At 46.0% G+C, this 19333-nt stretch carries 21 protein-coding genes; 14 read left to right on the top strand and 7 right to left on the bottom strand.

Annotation, left to right across the window (positions count from 1 at the left end):
- Nucleotides 1–402: 402 nt before the first annotated feature.
- Nucleotides 403–1503, bottom strand: coding sequence for a serine hydrolase domain-containing protein (locus DK188_RS16375; protein WP_111671913.1), 1101 nt, complete (start codon nucleotides 1501–1503; stop codon nucleotides 403–405).
- A gap of 295 nt (nucleotides 1504–1798) precedes the next feature.
- Here DK188_RS16375 and DK188_RS16370 point away from each other — a divergent pair, with 295 nt between their 5' ends.
- Nucleotides 1799–2215, top strand: a complete 417-nt coding sequence (locus DK188_RS16370; RefSeq protein ID WP_111671912.1) for a hypothetical protein — start codon at nucleotides 1799–1801, stop codon at nucleotides 2213–2215.
- A gap of 30 nt (nucleotides 2216–2245) precedes the next feature.
- Here DK188_RS16370 and DK188_RS16365 read toward each other — a convergent pair whose 3' ends face one another.
- A complete protein-coding gene (locus DK188_RS16365; RefSeq protein ID WP_111671911.1) occupies nucleotides 2246–2590 on the bottom strand; it encodes a winged helix-turn-helix transcriptional regulator in 345 nt (114 codons plus the stop codon).
- Nucleotides 2591–2685: 95 nt separating this feature from the next.
- Between DK188_RS16365 and DK188_RS16360 the strand changes: the two genes are divergently transcribed.
- From DK188_RS16360 to DK188_RS16330, 6 genes are all read left to right on the top strand, one after another.
- A complete protein-coding gene (locus DK188_RS16360; RefSeq protein ID WP_111671910.1) occupies nucleotides 2686–3060 on the top strand; it encodes a DoxX family protein in 375 nt (124 codons plus the stop codon).
- Nucleotides 3061–3328: 268 nt separating this feature from the next.
- On the top strand, nucleotides 3329–4153 hold the full coding sequence (locus DK188_RS16350) for a helix-turn-helix domain-containing protein (protein ID WP_111671908.1): 825 nt from the start codon (nucleotides 3329–3331) through the stop codon (nucleotides 4151–4153).
- Between the two features lie 28 nt (nucleotides 4154–4181).
- Nucleotides 4182–4763 carry a Crp/Fnr family transcriptional regulator gene (locus tag DK188_RS16345; protein ID WP_111671907.1) on the top strand — a complete coding sequence of 194 codons (582 nt, stop codon included), beginning with the start codon at nucleotides 4182–4184 and terminating at the stop codon, nucleotides 4761–4763.
- 253 nt (nucleotides 4764–5016) lie between these two features.
- Nucleotides 5017–5496 carry a Dps family protein gene (locus DK188_RS16340; RefSeq protein WP_111671906.1) on the top strand — a complete coding sequence of 160 codons (480 nt, stop codon included), beginning with the start codon at nucleotides 5017–5019 and terminating at the stop codon, nucleotides 5494–5496.
- Between the two features lie 113 nt (nucleotides 5497–5609).
- The gene (locus DK188_RS16335; RefSeq protein ID WP_111671925.1) at nucleotides 5610–6431 is read left to right on the top strand and encodes an alpha/beta fold hydrolase; all 822 of its coding nucleotides are present in this window, start codon (nucleotides 5610–5612) and stop codon (nucleotides 6429–6431) included.
- A gap of 97 nt (nucleotides 6432–6528) precedes the next feature.
- Entirely contained in the window at nucleotides 6529–7434 is a 906-nt protein-coding gene (locus tag DK188_RS16330) for an alpha/beta fold hydrolase (RefSeq protein WP_111671905.1), read from the top strand.
- A 132-nt stretch (nucleotides 7435–7566) separates the two neighbouring features.
- On the opposite strand, the gene DK188_RS16325 is transcribed toward DK188_RS16330, so the two are convergent.
- Nucleotides 7567–7920: a winged helix-turn-helix transcriptional regulator gene (locus DK188_RS16325; RefSeq protein WP_111671904.1), complete on the bottom strand. Its 354-nt coding sequence runs from the start codon at nucleotides 7918–7920 to the stop codon at nucleotides 7567–7569.
- Between the two features lie 125 nt (nucleotides 7921–8045).
- Here DK188_RS16325 and DK188_RS16320 point away from each other — a divergent pair, with 125 nt between their 5' ends.
- Both DK188_RS16320 and DK188_RS16315 read left to right on the top strand, forming a co-directional pair.
- A complete protein-coding gene (locus DK188_RS16320) occupies nucleotides 8046–8840 on the top strand; it encodes an SDR family oxidoreductase (RefSeq protein ID WP_111671903.1) in 795 nt (264 codons plus the stop codon).
- A gap of 23 nt (nucleotides 8841–8863) precedes the next feature.
- Complete coding sequence (locus tag DK188_RS16315) at nucleotides 8864–9181, top strand: nuclear transport factor 2 family protein (RefSeq protein WP_111671902.1); 318 nt, start codon at nucleotides 8864–8866, stop codon at nucleotides 9179–9181.
- 112 nt (nucleotides 9182–9293) lie between these two features.
- Here DK188_RS16315 and DK188_RS16310 read toward each other — a convergent pair whose 3' ends face one another.
- From DK188_RS16310 to pta, 4 genes are all read right to left on the bottom strand, one after another.
- Nucleotides 9294–9743 (bottom strand): KTSC domain-containing protein, encoded by a 450-nt coding sequence (locus tag DK188_RS16310; protein ID WP_111671901.1) that lies wholly within the window; start codon nucleotides 9741–9743, stop codon nucleotides 9294–9296.
- A 238-nt stretch (nucleotides 9744–9981) separates the two neighbouring features.
- Nucleotides 9982–10830, bottom strand: coding sequence for an alpha/beta hydrolase (locus DK188_RS16305; protein ID WP_111671900.1), 849 nt, complete (start codon nucleotides 10828–10830; stop codon nucleotides 9982–9984).
- Nucleotides 10831–10984: 154 nt separating this feature from the next.
- A complete protein-coding gene (locus DK188_RS16300; RefSeq protein ID WP_111671899.1) occupies nucleotides 10985–12184 on the bottom strand; it encodes an acetate/propionate family kinase in 1200 nt (399 codons plus the stop codon).
- 191 nt (nucleotides 12185–12375) lie between these two features.
- Nucleotides 12376–14466 carry a phosphate acetyltransferase gene (gene pta / locus DK188_RS16295; protein WP_111671898.1) on the bottom strand — a complete coding sequence of 697 codons (2091 nt, stop codon included), beginning with the start codon at nucleotides 14464–14466 and terminating at the stop codon, nucleotides 12376–12378.
- A gap of 344 nt (nucleotides 14467–14810) precedes the next feature.
- On the opposite strand from pta, the gene DK188_RS16290 reads away from it, so the two are divergent.
- From DK188_RS16290 to DK188_RS16270, 5 genes are all read left to right on the top strand, one after another.
- Nucleotides 14811–16292 carry an APC family permease gene (locus DK188_RS16290; protein WP_111671897.1) on the top strand — a complete coding sequence of 494 codons (1482 nt, stop codon included), beginning with the start codon at nucleotides 14811–14813 and terminating at the stop codon, nucleotides 16290–16292.
- 115 nt (nucleotides 16293–16407) lie between these two features.
- A complete protein-coding gene (locus DK188_RS16285) occupies nucleotides 16408–17865 on the top strand; it encodes an aldo/keto reductase (protein WP_111671896.1) in 1458 nt (485 codons plus the stop codon).
- A gap of 57 nt (nucleotides 17866–17922) precedes the next feature.
- Nucleotides 17923–18462 carry a methylated-DNA--[protein]-cysteine S-methyltransferase gene (locus tag DK188_RS16280; protein ID WP_111671895.1) on the top strand — a complete coding sequence of 180 codons (540 nt, stop codon included), beginning with the start codon at nucleotides 17923–17925 and terminating at the stop codon, nucleotides 18460–18462.
- A gap of 56 nt (nucleotides 18463–18518) precedes the next feature.
- Nucleotides 18519–18875, top strand: coding sequence for a hypothetical protein (locus DK188_RS16275; protein ID WP_111671894.1), 357 nt, complete (start codon nucleotides 18519–18521; stop codon nucleotides 18873–18875).
- A 19-nt stretch (nucleotides 18876–18894) separates the two neighbouring features.
- Complete coding sequence (locus DK188_RS16270) at nucleotides 18895–19332, top strand: nuclear transport factor 2 family protein (protein ID WP_111671893.1); 438 nt, start codon at nucleotides 18895–18897, stop codon at nucleotides 19330–19332.
- Nucleotide 19333: the final 1 nt, after the last annotated feature.

The following is a 19333-nucleotide window of genomic DNA, read 5'->3' as shown; positions in this document are numbered from 1 at the left end:
TGCGCTGGAATCAGCTTTTCTTTTCTAATCAACATCCTACTCCAGCGCTGGCGTTCCCCGCAATTTATTTAACCCAGCCTTGAAAGGCTGGGCTATGGATGGATTGCCGGTTCCTCAATCCATGATAGCAATCGGGAGCAATTTCAAGATCAGCTCCTCGAAATTTGTAATTTCGAGGCCCTACACAAGGATTTATTACCCGAAAACCTATTCCATTGCGCTGGAATCGGCTTTTCTTTTCAATTCAACATCCTGGTCCAGCGCTGGCGTTCCACGCAATTTATTTAACCCAGCCTTGAAAGGCTGGGCTATGGATGGATGCCCGGTTCCTTGATCCTCGATAGTCATCGGCGGATTGCCATTGCTATTTTTATATCCTTAGCAAACTCAAAAGCCACAACATTACTTTTCCATTTCCAAAGCAGTCAAGGCTTGAGCAAAGACCGGAGGAACTCTCCCTTTCCAGATTTGGCTGTAATTCGTCGCCATGGCCAGATCCAAACTTGGAAAATAGACAACCTGGGTTCCCCAAAATCCGGCATGGGTAAAGGCTTTCAGGCCATTGACTTCAATCTGGTAAATGCCGATTCGATAATCCATCCTCGGAGCAGTGGCATATTCCACGGGTTGAAGCATCAGCTCCAAGGTGCCTGTGTTTTTAAAAACTTTCCCATGAAACAAGGCCAAAAAGAATTGACTCAGGTCTTCGGTTGTGGAAAGCAATCCTCCTCCCCCAAAGTAATCCATGCTTGGATGAAAGGAATAGGTGTCCTGTCCTTGAAGATACTGGTGGATTCTTGCCTGATCCACTTGCGGGTTCAATCCTTCAAAAGCGGTGTGTTCCAGTCCCAGATTTTCAAAATCGAGAATTTCTGGAATTGCAAGCCCCAAGGATTTCCCTACGATATTTTCTATAATTTCTCCGAGAATGATGTATCCTGTATCGGAGTAACTGAATTTTTCACTGGGAGCACCTATGGGTTCGCCTGCTTCCACGCAGAGCTTCAATTGCTCGGTTCGGGTCCATTCATGCCCTCCGGGTTGAAGGACTTTTTCGAAGAAAACCGGTGCATGCGTATGATCAAAAAACCCGGCATTGTGCCTGAGGACTTGAAGGATGCTGATTTTTTCCAAATCATAATCCTGTTGGAGGATTTGTGCATGTTCAGGTGTGAGGTACTTGGAAATCGGATCATCCAAACTGAGTTTCCCTTCTTCCCAAAGTCTCAAAATTGAAGCTGCAACAAATGTTTTAGTCACGCTGGCGATCCGAAAAGTCTGGTCATGGCTTAACTCTCGGCCACTTACCCGATCCGAAACACCCGAGGCGCCTGACCAGTGGATTTGCCCATCTCCAGATTGAACTGAGAATAGAATTCCAGGAATATCCTGATTCAGTTGACCCTTGAGGATTGCTTGAAGCGCTTGTTTTTGAGAATCTTGCTGAGCAAAAATCCCGGTGGCCGAAGGGAAAAAGAAGAGGAAAAGGATGAGATTTTTCATAGTGGAAAGTAATTGAAAAAATTTGAGAAATTAAGTTCTGGTTAGGCTGGAGTTTAGTACCCACCAAACCTGTTTCGCAAAATGAACGGGCTTCGATTCCACAATACCAAATACAATTAGTAATCTGACAACCCTTTCCATTGCGCTGGAATTGGCTTTTATTTTCAAATCAACTTTCTGCTCCAGCGCTGGTGTTCTGCGCTATTTATTTAACCCAGCTTTGAAAAGCTGGGCTATGGATAGATGCTAAAAAACTCCCGGAACCTTTCCCCCATTTATCCAGTACAAACTAACTATGAAGAACTTACTGACGATTTTTCTTGCCTTACTGAGTACCGGACTCTTTGCCCAGACGGTCATTGTCAATCCAGATGGCACCCACTCGGTGGTGCATGATCACGGGAAACATAAGGTAATTGTCAATCCGGATGGTACCCACTCAATCATGGTGGGTTCGGACACCAACAAAACCATTATCAATTCCGACGGGACCCATTCCCAGGTGATTGACCATGGGGATACCCGAGTGATCGTCAATTCCAATGGGACACATACCGTACTAGTCAAGCATGGCAAAACACATCAGGTGCTGATCAATCCAAATACCGGAACAGAAACCTTTAAAATTAAAAAAGGAAAGACCCGAACCATCATCCATTCTGATGGATCGGTCACCCAAATCACCCGAAGTAAGAGAATAAAGAAATCGTAAAGCCAAAATCATTCCCCCTCCAAACTCGACTTACACCTCCGAAAAAATTTTTTGCCTGTGCGCATTGCCCCATTTTTCCATGGCAAACAAGACTTCATTTAGGGTGTAGCAGTATTCCGTGAGTTCATACTGTACTGTGACTGGCTTGGTATTGCACACCTGACGACTCACCAAACCGTTCATTTCCAATTCCTGCAATTCTTTAGAGAGAATGCGCGGAGATATGCCAGCCTCTCTGGCTAATTCATTGAATCCTTTTTTGCCGCTTCGCAAAACCGAAACCAATACCAACTTCCACTTTCCACCCACCACATCCAGCGTATCTCGGATCGCCAATTTCGCTTTGGCACAACTTTCTACCGTATGAGCGCTCATATACTATTCTTTATGTAAGTACTATCCTTTTTGTAACAGATAACAAAGGTATAGCATTAATCCAGAAGTTTGCTTCCGAATTAAACCTAAAAATCATGTCACAAAAAACAATCAAAATTATCGCTTGGGTGCTGACCGGTATTCTTGCCCTGCTATTCACGATGAGTGCTTTTATGAAACTATCCCAAAATGAAATAGCACTTGCTCAAGCAGCTTCTTTCGGGATGGACCCCAATACCTTTCTAGTAATCGGAATCATAGAAATCGCATCTTTGATCCTATTTATTTTTCCCAGAACCGGCATTTTGGGGAGTCTTTTGCTGATCGCCTACATGGGCGGAGCCATTGTCACCCATCTGCTCCATCAGGAACCTATAGGCATGGCAGTTGCAGTCCAAATCCTACTTTGGATCACGGCGATCCTCCGTTTTCCAGAGTTAAAACAACGCTTGTTTTCTTCGGGAAACTGAGCCCTGATCCAATTGACTCCACAAAACCCTTGGCAGCAGGGGTTTTGTGTTTTTTTCCTGACCTAGCCAATGGCCCAAATCATCAGAAAAGCGCCAATTGAAATCAAATTCCTTTTTCTACCCAAGGCTATCAACAGACTTATTTCTACGAATTTGTTTGGGCAAACTAAATCCCTGGAAGAAGATTGCGAGGTATTGGCTTTAATTTTGGTAAAATCCCATGTAGTTTTTCTCAAGACAAATCATTCATTTTTCCCAACTTGATCACATGCTCAAAGAATTTTCATTCAAGCAATTCGGAACTTTGTCTTTCAGCAAAAAGAAACTTGAGGACGGTTTGCTTAGTACGCTCGACGAACACATCAAAATCCTGTTTATCCCGGATCAAGCCATAATTCAGGTGGATTTTCAAGAGTTCAAGATGGAATCTGATGCTTTGCTCTTCATCAATCCCCGGGTGGTGATGAAACCCTGTGAGACTAAAGATGGCCTATTGATCTATTTCAACAGGGATTTCTATTGCATAGAGATTCACGATCAGGAGGTGGCCTGTGATGGAATTTTGTATAACAATGTCTTCGAGATCCCCTTCATCACTCTGGATGAATACCAATCCAGTGAAATCCAAAAAATCATTCAGGACATTCAGGATGAGATGGCAAATGAAGACCCAAGTACAGAAGAGATGCTCCGCATTTTACTGAAACTGATCATCTTGAAGTCCTCGCGGATCTGGAAGCAGCAACATCAACTGGCAGAAACTCATCAACAATCAGATGTGCAGTTTTTGAGGAAGTTTAGCAAGTTGGTGGAGCTGCACTACAAAACCCACCATACCGTGGCAGACTATGCGGAGATGCTCTGTGTGACGCCAAAAAACCTAAGCAAAAAAATCGGGCTTATCAGTAAAAGTACCCCGAATGACATCATCAAGAACAGGATAATTCTGGAGAGCAAACGTCTCTTGGCACATACACAGATGACGGTCAAAGAGATCGCCTACAACCTAAATTATGAGGATGATGCTTATTTTGTCAGGTTCTTCCAAAAGCACAGCGGTCTGACACCTCTTTCCTTCAGGAAGCAATTCTAGGTTATCTTTGGAATCCCAATTCAATCCTATGGAGGCTTTGTTCCACTACATCAGAAAATATTCTTCGATTGCTGTTTCAGAAGAAGATTTTGAGCTTATAAAAAGCCACTTTACCTATAAGCGCCTGCGAAAGAAGCAATACTTTCTGCAGGAAGGGGATGTCTGCAGGTATTTTGCTTTTGTCCTCAAGGGTGCCATGCGACAGTATTATGTTGATGAAAAAGGCATGGAGCATGTTGTACAGTTAGCTATAGAAAATTGGTGGGTGGGAGATCGGGAAAGCTGGGTCAAACTCTCCCCATCCCGATATACCATCGATGCCTGGGAAAATTCCGAACTCCTGATGATCAGCTACCAAGATGTGGTGAAATTATCCCAATTATTCCCATCCCTAGCGGAAATGATGCGAAAAATGGATGAAAGCAATAATATCGCTACGCAAAAAAGAATTACCTCAGCCATCAGCCACAGCGCTGAAAGGCGCTATGCTGATTTTGCCCTGGAATACCCCGAGATCCTGCGGCGCTTCCCTCAATATGTCATCGCTTCCTACATAGGAATCACCAAGGATACCCTGAGCCGGATCAGGAAACAAGGCCTCAACAACTAATCCTAACTAACTTTTTTATCAACTGGGTAGACATTTGTCTACTTTTTTTTTTGCCTTTTGTCATCGTTTTGGCGCACTCCTGAGCTGCATTTTTGAATCAAAATCACTGGGATTGGCGGCTATTAATCCCCAGCATCTCATTTCTTAAGTACCCCGTCGCAAGCCTGTGATTTCAAAACCTTCTGATGGATTCTTTTAGACCCTGAGCAATCCAGTCAAACCAATTTCCAGCGCAACCAAATACTTAAACCACATGAATATCGGACTTCCAGAGATCAATCGGGCTACGGTGGCAAAAGAGCTTATTCGCATACTTGCCGACGAAATCGTACTCTATACGAAAACCAGAAATGCACATTGGAATGTCATTGGAAGTGACTTCATCGACAAACACCACTTATTTGAAACGCAGTACACCCAACTCGATGAAATCATTGATTCAGTGGCTGAGAAAATCAGGACACTGGGGCACTTTGTTCCAAGTACGCTAGGCGAAACGCTGGCAAATACAGCTCTCAAAGACGAAAAATTCGACGGGTTCCACAGCACCAGCATTATCGCCAGTTTGCTCGCTGATCACGAAACCATCATCCGCAATCTCCGAATCCAGATTACATTTTTTGCAAATGAACAGGAGGATCTCGGGACAAGTGATTTTGTCACTGGCTTGATGCAGGATCATGAAAAAGCAGCGTGGATGCTGCGTGCCCACTTGGAAAAAAGCTCATCCTGAGCGAAAAGGGAAAAAAGTACAATCCAAAGCGAAAACCGTCCATTGTTGCCCCTGGCTATTCGCCCCAACTTTGCTTCAACAAATTATTATTCACTATCAAACATCAAGTAATTATGAACAAGCTCACAGTAAAAGACGGCACAGAGATTTATTTCAAAGATTTAGGCACTGGCCAAGCAATTTTCTTTCACCATGGATGGCCTTTGTCATCAGACGATTGGGATGCACAGCTGATGTTTTTCCTGGAAAAAGGATTCAGAGTCATCGCCCATGACAGACGGGGCCATGGCCGATCTACCCAGACCTTTCAAGGAAATGACATGGATACCTATGCAGCGGATGTAGCCGAACTGGTGGCTCACTTAGACCTAAAAAATGTGATTCACGTAGGTCACTCCACCGGTGGTGGTGAGGCGATCCGGTACGCTGCCCAATACGGCCAAGACCGTGTGGCTAAGGTAGTCTTGATCAGCGCCATCACCCCATACATGATCGCCGACGAAAAAAATCCTGAAGGAGTACCATTGGCGGTGTTCGATGATATCCGTCACAATACCCAACACAATCGGGCGCAATTCTACCAGGACATCACTTTTCCATTCTTTGGCTATAACCGGGAAGGCGTGGAAGTCAAAAAAGGCATTCAGGACAACTGGTGGAGACAAGGGATGATGGGAGGAATCAAAGCACAGTACGATTGTATCCGGGTATTTTCTGAGACGGATTTCACCGAAGATTTGAAAAGAGTATCGATCCCGGTGCTTGTCCTACACGGAGACGATGACCAGATCGTGCCTTACAAAACCACAGCGGTCAAAGCTGCAGAATTGCTGAAAAACGGAAAACTGATCATCTATCCGGGTTTCTCCCACGGCATGCCAACCACAGAGGCCGCTACCATTAACGCAGACATTCTCGAATTTATCAACTCCTAAAAAAGTGAAAAATGAAGCGAAAGGCGGCTCCCATTGCACTTTCGCTTCACTTTTGCCCAAACTACCATAGAAACCTGACCGCTAAATCTACAAAAACATGAAAAAGTCAATTTTTGCAATCGGAATATTTCTCGCCCTTTTCAGTAGCAGCCTCTTGGCCCAAACTAAAAGAACCCCAGCCTCAGCCGGACGGGCAGCCTACATCGAGGTGGAACAAGGGGTCAAACTTCACGTGACCGATCTGGGTGAAGGACAACCCATCGTCCTGATCCATGGCTGGCCGCTGAGTGATGAGATGTACGAGTACCAATACCAATACCTCAGCCGGAAAGGCTTCCGAGTAATTGGTATTACGCTGAGGGGCTTTGGAGAATCGGACAAGCCATTTGGAAGGTATGATTTTGATGTTTTCTCAGACGATATCAAAGCAGTATTGGAAACCCTGAAAATAGAAAATGCCGTCTTGGGTGGATTTTCAATGGGCGGAGCAGTGGTCCTCCACTACGTGACCAAATACAACGCTGCTCATGTGAGCAAATTGGCTCTATTTGGCGCTGCTGCACCTTCTTGGAAGCAACGGGAAGGTGCTCCACACGGCATTGCTGAAGCAGATGCCCTAGGACTCGTTGATCAAACAATGACCTCCAGACAGGATTTGATCGCTGGATTTGGTGCTGCTTTCCCGGCTAAAGAAGGTAATATCTCCAAAAACGTGGAAAAATGGCTGGAGGACATCAATCTTCAATCCTCTCCCTATGCCATGACAGAATCCATCAAATCCTTATTGGATCTTGACTTGCGACCCGAACTGGCCAAGATTACTATTCCCGTGGCAATCTTTCATGGCACTCAGGACAAATTGTGTCCATTTCCACTGGCTGAAGAGCTCAATCAGGGAATCAAAAACTCCTCCATTATCCGATTCGAAAACAGCGGTCATGCGCTCTTTGTAGAGGAGGCCGAGAAATTTAATCTGGAGCTGGAGAAATTCGCCAAATCCTAATTCACCATTCTGATCGGTGGTCAATAGTCAATGAAGCCTAACCTTCAGATCAGGCCTGCAAAAAACTTAAATGCAGAAAACACACGAAGCCCCATGAGCCTCGTGTGTTTTCTTTTTCCTGAAAAACCAGGATTATATTTCTCCCAAAATGCGCTCTTTCAAGAGTGCCTCATGTTCATCCGCCCAATTACCCAATGCCGAAATTACCGGAATCAGAGTCATCCCAAAATCTGTCAGAGAATATTCCACTTTTGGAGGAACTACCGGGTAAATGACTTTAGAAACCAATCCATGTTCTTCCAACTCTTTCAACTGAATATTCAAGACCCTTCGGGAAGCATCCGGAATTTTGCGCTGGAGCTCGCTGGGGCGCTGATGTCCCTCATTGATAAACCAAAGCAAACGGATCTTCCATTTGCCAAACAGGACTTCGCCTGCCAAATCAAGGCCACAGTTCAGGTTGAGGGGAATCTTTCTATCCTTCATTAACCAAAGGTAGATATATGTACCAAAATGGACTATAGGAGAAAAAATTATCCCTATATGAATCGATTTACCGTACTTGTATAGACTGCACATAAGACCAAAATTTGCACAAAACAAATTCATCTATGGAGCAGGAATTCAATTTCAATAACGAATTATCAGGCAAAATTGCCCTGGTCACTGGGGGCACCAAGGGTGCTGGAAAAGCTATTGCCGATCGACTGGAGAAAGCCGGTGCCACGGTGATCATCACTGCAAGAAATCACCCTGAACAAAAAAACGAAACCCAGCACTTTATATCTGCAGATTTAAGTCAAACTTCAGGAACCCAAAAAGTGGTGGATGAAATCCTGAGCAGATATGGGCGATTAGATATTTTAGTAAGTAATGTAGGAGGATCTGAAACGAAAGCCGGGGGCTATGCTGCCTTGTCCGAGGCGGATTGGATGCACTCACGGCAGACCAATCTGCTGGCCCCGGTTCGGTTGGACAGAGGCTTTTTGCCGCAAATGATCCGGCGGCATAGCGGGGTCATCATTCACATTGCCTCCATCCAAGGCAGATTGCCCTTGTATGATTCCACCTTGCCCTATGCTTCAGCCAAAGCTGGTTTGATCAATTACAGCAAGGGCTTATCCAATGAAGTTGCTCCCAAAGGTGTCCGGGTCCTGACTGTTTCGCCAGGTTGGATCAATACCACCTCCTCAAAGGCCATGATGGAACGAATAGCTGAATCCTCCAAAATGACCCTCGAAGAGGCAACACAAAGTGTAATGGACGGATTGGGAGGAATTCCGATCGGGAGACCGGCACAACCTGAGGATATCGCAGAGTTTTTGGGCTTTCTGGTTTCCCCAAGAGCCAATTATCTGACAGGGACAGAATATGTCATCGACGGCGGAACAATTCCGACAAGTTAATTTTCACCAAAACAACTATTACTATGATCTTACCACCAGTAATCACAGACCTTGTCAAAGCCCAGAACAATTTTGACAGCCAAGCCTATGCAGATTGTTTTACCGAATCTGCAATAGTCTTTGACGAAGGGAAAACCCATCAAGGCAAAACTGAAATAAAAACCTGGATCGAAAAGGCAAACAGGGAATACCAAGTAAGGATGATTCCACTGGTATATTCAGAAGCTAATCAAACCTTAAAAGCTGAAATTTCAGGCACATTCCCCGGCAGCCCAATTGTATTGACCTACCGATACGAATTTGAAGATGAGCTGATTCAATCCCTAAAAATCGCAGATTGATTTATCAGTCCACTTTTCAGAGGGCCCTAAGGTCGGCTCTTAGACTTCGATGGAAACAAGAGAGCTGAAGGACATGTCCTTCAGCTCTCTTTTATTTCAATGATACTGACGATTAAGCGGTCTCCAATGTCTTTTTCGACTTTCGGTAGAGGTGATCGCTAAGGATATTCCGTCTGGCAAAGCGATAGGCATTATCTGCATTCAGGAATTTGGTGTAGATATTTTTGCTCACACCAAAGTACTCGTAGGTATTGCCGTCAAGAAAGGTTATTTCAAGTACCTGATTCTTGTAGTGAAAATCTCCAATACCGGATTGGGTAATGGTCTTGGTATATTCTTCAAGATTGGCCGCGATGGTTTCTGGAGCGATACTTACCAGAAAATGGTAGCCGTCAATGATTTTGGCACTTTTCTCTTCTGCTTCTTTGGCCTTTTCGTCACCTTCTTGGAATTTGTCAGGATGCCATTCTTTCACCAGGGTACGATAGGTGGTCTTCAGCTGCTTCAGGTCGATGGCACCCTCCACGTTAAAAAGTTTCTTGTATTCGTTGATCCGCTTCATGGGTGCTCTTTCTGTTTTTTTTGCAAAGCTACGGATATAATTTCAGCATTTGGGTTTTCTGCATCCCAGTCCGAAAACAGAACAGAATGGAAGCCAAACTTCAATTTGAAGATACTTTTCACTGAAAACCCCGCAGATCCCAATCAAAATTCCGTCAGCAGCTTACACTAGAAAACTTAATAACTACTTGTATTCCAGTCAAAATCCAGAAATCTCTAGCCAATTCTCTTGTTTCAGCCTAGTTGAGCACTTTTGAGAAAAATAACATGTGATGCGGAAGTGCATTTTCCCAATAACGCCAAGAATGTCCCCCATCCCGCTCGGTATAGTCATGGGAAACCTTTTCGAAGACCATACGGCGGTGTAGTTCCCGGTTGGGTTCAATCAGAAAATCATCCACCCCACAATCAATAATCAGTCGGATCCCCTGACTTTTATAAATGTCAATTTTATTGATGATGCTCACCTGCTCATAGCGCTCTGGGAACTCCTCTTTGCTGCCTAGAATTCCGGCGAAAGCATTTCCGATATTTTGCATGGCATCGGCTGGCAGTTTCCATCCTTTCATGTCCGGATTGATCGCGCCACTCATACTTCCCGCTGCGGCAAACAGATCAGGATGCTGGGCCGCAAGGTACAGCGAACCAAAGCCACCCATGGAGAGTCCCGTGATTGCCCGGCCTTCTTTTTGGGCAATAGTCCTGAAATTGGCATCGATATACCCTACCACGTCTTTGGAGATGTAGCTTTCAAACTGGCTCTCTGGAAGGACCGGACTATCCAAGTAATAACTGAATTGCTCGCCCTCAGGCATAACGATGATAAAGTCATATTGGTCAGCTAATTTCTGAATCAAGGCTTTGTCAGCGATCTGCTTGGTCCAATCGGAAAACTTGCCCACCCCTCCATGAAGGAGGTAAATCGTCGAATAGCGCTTTGACCCTGAGTCATAAGACGCAGGCGTGACGACGACTGCCTGATGGATTTTTGAAGTTTTGGAATTCTTGATTTCCAGGGTGTCAGTTTTGGAAAAACCAAGCCCAGCCGAAAACATAAAAAAGAAAAATAGTGCCCATTGACGCATCATAGTCGATTCATTTTTCTGCCAAGTAATGCAAATTTCTTATTGTATCAAAATGTGACAATAGAAAAAATTAGACCAACAGGTTAGCCGTCAATCCCATATTTTTCAACGAAAAGTCAGGTTACAAAAGAAGATTTTGCAAGAAAGCGTCAGCCTTTTACTCTCCCACCAACTCAAAGCACTGCTTGGCAATCTCCAATTCCTCGTTGGTAGGGATGACCAGAATTTTGACCTTAGAGTCGGCTGCATTGATCTCCTGTATGCCTTTTTGCCGGGATTGATTTTTGGATTCATCCAAGCGAATACCCAGAAAGTCCATGTCCTGGCAGACCAGTTTCCGTGTCAACGCATCATTCTCCCCTACCCCTGCTGTAAAGATGATGGCATCCAGCCCATTCAGCACGGCAGCAAAAGAACCGATGTATTTCCGGATATGGTAGGCATACATATCGTATGCGAGAATTGCCGATTTCTCGCCCTGATCGTATTGCTTTTGGATATCCCGCATGTCGCTAAATCCTGTCAGACCTAGCATTCCGCTTTTCTTGTTGAGAATGGCATTGACTTCCTCGAGAGTATAGCCCAGTTGATTGACCAAATGAAAAATCACAGACTGGTCAACGTCTCCAGCCCGTGTTCCCATGATCAGGCCATTCATGGGCCCCAGACCCATGCTGGAATCGATGCATTTACCGTCCCGGACGGCTGCCATGCTGCAGCCATTTCCGAGGTGGATGGTGATGATTTTAGAGTCGGCTTTCGCCAAAAAAGCAATTGCCTGCTCCGATACGTACTTGTGACTTGTCCCATGAAAGCCATAGGCACGGATACCATGGGTGTAATAAAATTCATTGGGAATTGCCATACGGTAAGCCACCTCAGGCATGGTCTGATGAAAGGCAGTATCAAAAACAGCGACTTGTTTTGCTTTGGCAAAAATGCCCTCTGCCACCTCAATCCCCAGGTAATTGGCAGGATTGTGCAGCGGTGCCAAGGGGAAAAGCTCTTTGATTTTTGCTTTGGCTTCCGCTGTGATCAGTTGGGTTTTGGAAAAGCGCTCTCCCCCATGCACCACCCGATGGCCAACCATGTGGACCTGATCGGGATCGGAGATGACACCGACTTCAGGATCTGTCAGAAATTCCGCTACAGCTTTCAGTCCAGCGGCATGATCAGGAATTTGTTTTTCCTCGATTCGCTTGATTTCCCCTGAAGGTAAAAATGCCTTGTATTCGATCTTGGAGCCTTCCAAACCTATCCGATCGACCAAACCCGTACAGATCACTTTTGCCTCGGGCATGGCTATAAGTTGGTATTTGATCGAGCTAGAGCCGGAGTTGATGACGAAGATGTTCATGGATTTAGATTATTGAGCTTTGTAGGTTTTAAAATCCCCCTAACCCCCTTAGAAAGGGGGAATTGGCTAATCGTGAACTTCAAAGCGAAATGCAAAGATTGACCATTTTAAAAGGTTTAATTTCTTGAATTAAAGGTTGAGGTTCTCTTGGAGCAACTCCCCCTTATCAAGGGGGCAGGGGGATTCAATACTCAATTTTCTTGCGCTTGGATAGCCGTGATCACCACGGTATTGAACACATCGACCACCGTGCAGCCCCGACTGAGGTCATTGACCGGTTTGTTGAGACCTTGTAGCATAGGACCTATGGCGATGGCGCCGGTTTCCCGCTGTACGGCCTTGTAGGTATTGTTACCGGTATTCAGATCCGGGAAAATCAAGACACTGGCTTGCCCAGCCACTTCTGAATTTGGGATCTTCTTTCTACCCACTTCCGGATCAACAGCCGCATCGTACTGGATTGGACCTTCTACTTTCAGGTCCGGACGTCGGGATTTGACCAGTTCGGTTGCCTTCCGAACCTTTTCCACATCTTCTCCTTCTCCCGATGAACCTGAAGAATAGGAAAGCATGGCGATTTTGGGTTCGATACCCAACATCTTTGCAGATTCTGCCGAGGAGATGGCAATGTCGGCCAACTGTTCCGAACTTGGATTTGGCACCACAGCGCAATCACCAAACACCGAAACCCGATTGGGCAGACACATAAAAAACACAGAGGAAACGGTCGAAACTCCCGGCTTGGTCTTCACAAACTGCAGTGCTGGCCGGATGGTATGTTGTGTCGTATGCACTGCCCCGCTGACCATTCCGTCGGCGTGACCTTTGTACACCATCATGGTCCCAAAGTATGAGACGTCAAGCATCAGATCCCGAGCCATTTCGATGGTCAGGCCCTTGCTTTTGCGCAGCTCAAAAAGAGTCTGAGCATACTCTTCAAATCTCAGGGAACTGACTGGAGCATCGATTTGGATAGCATTCAGATCCAGAGTGAGGTTTAGCCGATGGACAGCCAGTTGAATTGATTCTTTGTTTCCCAAAATGGTCAAATCCACTACACCCTGCTTGATCAATTGATCTGCAGCCATTAGGATTCGATCATCATCCCCTTCTGGCAGGACAATATGCTTTTTGTGGGATTTGGCACGCTTGACGAGCTGGTATTGGAACATGCGAGGCGTAAGGACATCAGAGTGAAATGCCACCAGCTTATCCGTCAGTGCCTTTTCATCCACAGCCTGCTCAAAAAGTCGGATGCCGATCGCAATTTTCTCTTTGTCATCTGCAGAGATTCGCGCCTTGATATTGCTGATTTCGGTAACAACTTCAAAAGTGGCTTCCTCCACCTGAAGAATCGGCACCACGGTCTCCAAACCTTCCACCAGTTGCACGATGGAATCCTCCGGCAGCATGCCTCCTGACAAAACCAAGCCGGCGATCTTTCCGAAGTTCTTGGAAATATTGGCCTGCAAGGCACCAATGATGATGTCTCCCCGATCTCCGGGAGTAATGACTAGTGTGTTGTTTTTGACCCGCTGGAGAAAATTGCGAAGCTGCATCGCACCCACGATCACATGATCGACGCGGTTGGTCAGTAGATGTTCCCCAAAAAGCACTTTGGCGCCCATGGATTCCCTTATTTCCTCCAGTGTAGGATTGCTTAGTTCGAGGTGGACAGGAATGACGCTGATCAGGATTCCATTTGGCAGGGCAGATTCCAGTTTACCCAGCAGCTCTTCTTCTTTTCCGAGTTCGACCTTGTTGGCCACCAAGGTCAAGACCTGCACCCCGCTACTGGTAAATGCGCTGATGGTAGAAATCGCCTGCTCGACGATTTCGTAGTCGGTTTTATGTCCACAGTTTAGGATGATCGCTGCCGGAATCCCGAGGTTTTTGGCGATCGCCACATTGCCATTAAACTCCACATTATTGCTTGTGCCGGCAAAGTCAGTTCCCTCCACCACCACAAAATCGGAGCTTTCTTGAAGCCGCTGAAACTTCTCGATGATGGTGTCGATCAGGTAGGCTTCGTTGTTACGGTTGATTTCCTTGAAGGCCTTTTGTATGGTAAAAGAATACATATCCTCATAGGGCTGAGTGAGCTTGAAATGCTCCTTGATGAGGGTAAGCCTGCGATCCTTTTCCTTTTTTCCCACGGTAATGATGGGTTTGAAATAAGAAATCTTGTCTGTCTTGCCTGCAAGAAGGTTAACCAGTCCCAGTGCGTAAATAGATTTGCCGGAAAAGGGCTCGGTAGTCGTGAGGTAGATGGCGTTATTCATAGCCGTTTGAAAACTTTAGGTGGGAGTTTCAAAATCTGCTCAAAATAGGATATATAATTTCGGGAATCTCCTGATAAAGATCATATCAAACAATTTTATACCTCAGTCTTTTTGTTCAAAAACCTAAATTGCCTTACCAATTGGAACGGACGACCAAAGCTGCAGATGTTTGGTGCTAGAGGCAGATTTTTAAACTTTATGTTCCCATATTGTCAAAAAAGGGGGAGTTGTTCAAATTCACCATCACAGCTGATTTTTCAATAGGTTCGTGCATAATGGCGGATACTCAGATTTTTTAATCAGGAGAAAATCTGATTTTATCTATCTTCCTACTTTGATAGGAAATGAGCGCTACTTCCCCCACACCCACTCGGCAACTTGGACTTCTTGGCTTGACTGCGACCGGCATCTGTTCGATGATCGGAGCATCGATTTACATTGTCCCATTCATGATTCAGCGCAATGTGCCCGGCATCGGTCCCTATGTGCTTCCTGCATTCCTGCTGGCTGCCCTGCCTGCGATTTTCGCTGCCTTGGCCTATTCGATTTTGGCTTCGGCGATGCCCAGAGCAGGAGGTTCCTACCTTTATGCCAGTAGAGCGATTCATCCTTATGTGGGTTTTGTAGCGAGTTTTTCGCAGTGGTTTGGCCTGTCGATCGTGATCGGGGTGATCGCCTATGTGGTGGTTCCGTTTTTCCGGGATGTGGCATTGGCACTTGACTGGCAGCTTATTGCCGGCTATCTGGAAATCCCCTTGCTGCGGGTTGGTCTGGCGTTGACATTCCTTTGGACCTTTGTCTATGTGAATGTTCTCGGGGCCAAATTCTACGAGCGAACGCTGATTCCACTCATGATTTTGATGTTTGTCTTGGGAGGTATTGTGATCGTAGCTGGGTTGAGTTTTAAGCATTCGGATTTTATTGGGGCGCTTTCAGCGAAAGAGGGAAAAACCCTGGAATTGATTCCGGCAGAATTCAGTTGGCCGACATTCTTATCTGCGGCAGCACTTCTATTCTCGAGTTTTATTGGGTTTGACTCGATAGCTCAGGCGGGAGGAGAGGCCAAAAACCCAACCAAAAACCTACCCAGAGCTATCGGTTTGGCGATTTTGAGCGTGGGACTGTTTTACATCTGCTTCACGTATGCGGTATATCATGCCGTGCCTTGGCAGTTTGTGGCACAGGAAGCGATGGAAAAAGACATCACCGCAGCAGGAATTCTCAGCTATTTGCTTCCTTCGAGTTTAGGAGTTTTGATCTTGCTGGGCGCAGCGATTGCCTTGCTCAATGACCTTCCGGCGATGATTCTTTCTGTTTCCAGATTGGTTTTCTCTTGGGCAAAAGACGGGATTTTCCCCAAAGCTTTGGCACAGCTCCATCTCAAGCATCAGACACCGAAGGCGGCAATTATCCTCAGCGGTGTGATCTCCTCGATTGGGATTTTGGGAAGCCATTTTGCGGGAGATTTCTTCTTGGGTATCGACATCATGGTCACCTCGATGCTGGTGAATTTCCTGCTGATGTGTATTTCCGTGCTTCTTTTGCCAATAATGAATCCTGCTTTGGCAAGCCAAATCAAAATCTTTCAACGCAGATCGCTTCAGGTGTTGATTGGATTGGGAGGTACCATGTTGATTTCTGCATTTTTGGTGATTCATACAGTTAAGGATCTGAATTCAACAGCCTCCGCCTGGTATTTCCATTCCACACCGGTTTGGCTGATCGTGATGGGAATTGCCTCGCTCCTTTTCTTTTTCCAATGGAAAAAACTCAAAGCCAGTGGCGTGGACACCCAATCCCAATTTTCGACACTTCCTTCTGAGTAAAAAAATAGTCAACAGTCAACAGTCCACAGTCCACAGTCCACAGCAAAGGCAAATTAAATTCAATCATTTAGATTTCGATTGCTGGATTAAAAAAGCTTATCTACTTATTCATACAATGAATCATTTAAAATATACCGAACTCGCACCCGGACTTACCATCACCCGGGCCTTGACGGGACTTTGGCAGATTGCGGATATGGAGCGTGATGGCAACAAAGTCGACCCCATCGCCGGGGCAAAGGCCATGAAAGCTTACGTGGACGCCGGATTCACGACTTTTGACATGGCGGATCATTACGGTTCCTCGGAGGAGATTGCGGGAGTTTTTCGTGAAACTTACGGCAAAGGAGCGGCTCAGCTTTTCACGAAGTGGGTCCCCTCTCCCGATCGACTCACCAAAGATCAGGTTCGCCAAGCGGTCGAACTTGCGCTCACGCGAATGAAAAGTGACGCCATTGATCTGATGCAGTTTCATGCCTGGCAATATTCCCATCCGAGCTGGGTGGATAGCCTATTTTGGCTACAGGAGTTGAAAGAGGAAGGGCTGATCAAGCATCTCGGCCTGACGAATTTTGACACGGCACATTTGCGAATAGTACTCCATTCAGGGATCGAAATTGCTTCAAATCAAGTTTGTTTTTCCCTTTTGGATCAGCGTGCTGCAGGTCAGATGACGGAGCTTTGCTTGAAGCATGGGGTAAAGCTTCTGGCTTTTGGAACAGTGGGCGGTGGATTTCTTTCAGAAAAGTGGCTAGGCAAGCCCGAACCTCTGCTGAATGAATCCCTGACCTGGTCACAGATGAAGTACAAGCGATTTATCGATGCGGCAGGTGGCTGGAATCAGTTCCAAAACCTCCTGCGGACCTTGGATCAGATCGCCAAAAAGCATCAGGTCGGTATTGCCACGGTGGCCAGTCATTTTATCATGAATCAACCAGCTGTCGGCGGAGTAATCATCGGTGCAAGATTGGGGCAAAGTGCCCATATTGAGGAAAATCAAAAGCTATTCTCTTTCCAACTGGATCAGGAAGATCTTGCGCTGCTTCAATCCAGCATGAACACTCTGACCACCATTCCCGGAGATTGCGGAGATGAATACCGAAAGCCGCCTTTTCTTACTGCATCCGGTGACCTGAGCCATCATGTGGCGAGTTTTCCGGCACCCTATCCTACCCAAGAAGGTTCGGATGGACGAACCAAGGCACTCAGTGGGACCATCTGGGAGGATATAGCAGGATTCAGTAGAGCGGTGCGAAAAGGCAACCGAATCCTCGTCTCGGGCACGACGGCAACTCAGGGTTCGAGAGCCATGGGAGGCAATGATCCAGCTGCGCAAACCCATTTTATCTTGGACAAAATCGAGGGTGCCGTTCAGTCACTGGGGGGAACTCTGGAAGATATCGTGCGGACACGGATTTTTATCCGAAATGCAGATCAGTGGGAACCCATATCCCGAGCACATGGACAGCGCTTTGCAGGGATTCAGCCCGCCAACACCATGGTCAGAGCTGATTTAATCGGGGAGGAATACTTGGTAGAAATCGAGGCGGAAGCTGTCGTAGATCCTAAATAAACTAGGTTAATTTTAAAGAAAATCGGGTAACTAGCTGAGGTAAAATTCTACCCATCAATGGAAAAGATCTTAATTAAGAATTACAAATCGCCCATGGGTGAGTTGGTGCTGGGATCGTATCAGAATCAGCTCTGCCTCTGCGACTGGAAATACCGAAAGATGCGGCAGGCTGTCGACGATCGAATCAAAAACGGTCTAAAAGCCGAATTTGAAGACGGAGAAGCTGAAGTTCTGGACAATGCCATCCATCAACTGAAGGAATACTTTGACCGAAACCGCGAGACTTTCGATATTCCCTTTCTCTTGGTTGGAACTCCTTTTCAAAAGACTGTTTGGGCAGCTCTTCAGGACATCCCTTTTGGAAAAACCGCTTCCTACCTCGATCTGAGCCGAAACTTGGGCAATCCCGATGCCATTCGTGCCGTGGCTTCTGCCAACGGTGCTAATGCCCTCTCAATCCTGATTCCCTGCCATCGGATTATCGGTTCGGATGGAAGTCTGGTGGGATATGCCGGAGGCTTGGATGCCAAAAAGAAGCTGCTCATGCTGGAGGGTGTGCAGGTTCCTTCAGCCAAAAACCAAATACCGCTATTCTGAGTGTTATTTCCAGTAAATTTTTCCTTAAATTTTTCTGCATTTAAACCCTAAATACCATGACTAAAATCCTATTCGTATTTGTATTCCTTTTTGGCTGGGCTGGAAGCACAGTGGCTCAAGAAAAAATCGACATTTCTGGCACTTGGATCATGACTGTGCAAACTGATGCTGGAAGCGGATCTCCGACCTTCGTCCTGAAACAAGACGGGGAAAAGCTCAGTGGGACCTATACTGGACAGCTGGGCGATTCTCCGGTCACCGGCACCTTGAAAGCCGGAGTGATTCACCTGGAATTTTCCATTCAGGGAAATTTGATCACCTACGATGGCAAAGTTGCTTCAGCCACAGAGATGAGTGGCAAAGTGAATCTGGCGGAGATGGCCTCAGGTACTTTTACCGGAAAGAAGAAATAACCCAAAGCCAAATCCTGCGATGAAAACAGCTGTATTGATTTTCTCATTTCTCTGCCTATCCCTTCCACTTTCTGCCCAATCTGCGGGGGACTTGGAGGCAACAATTCAAAAATTTCGAAGCGCCTTATTGGCGGAAGATGCCGCAACCCTTCGTAATCTGACTTCCGAAAACCTCAGCTACGGACATTCTGCCGGGATGATTGAAAATCAGGAAGAGTTTGTAGCTGTTTTTGAGGCTAAAAACACCGACTACCAAATCTGGGAAGTGAGTGACCAAACGATCGAATTCCACGGGAAAGATCTGGCTATCGTAAGACAAAATGTAAAAGCTGAAATCCTCTCGCTTACAAATCAAACCACAAACAGCCTCAATATGGGTTTGATGATGATCTGGGTGAAAGAGAAAAGCGGTTGGAAGCTGCTGGCAAGACAGTCATTTCGGTATCCTCAAACTTGAG

This window comes from Algoriphagus litoralis, assembly GCF_003259255.1.
GTDB classification, from domain to species: Bacteria; Bacteroidota; Bacteroidia; order Cytophagales; family Cyclobacteriaceae; genus Algoriphagus; species Algoriphagus litoralis.
This window is presented reverse-complemented; position numbering and strand designations above follow the sequence as displayed.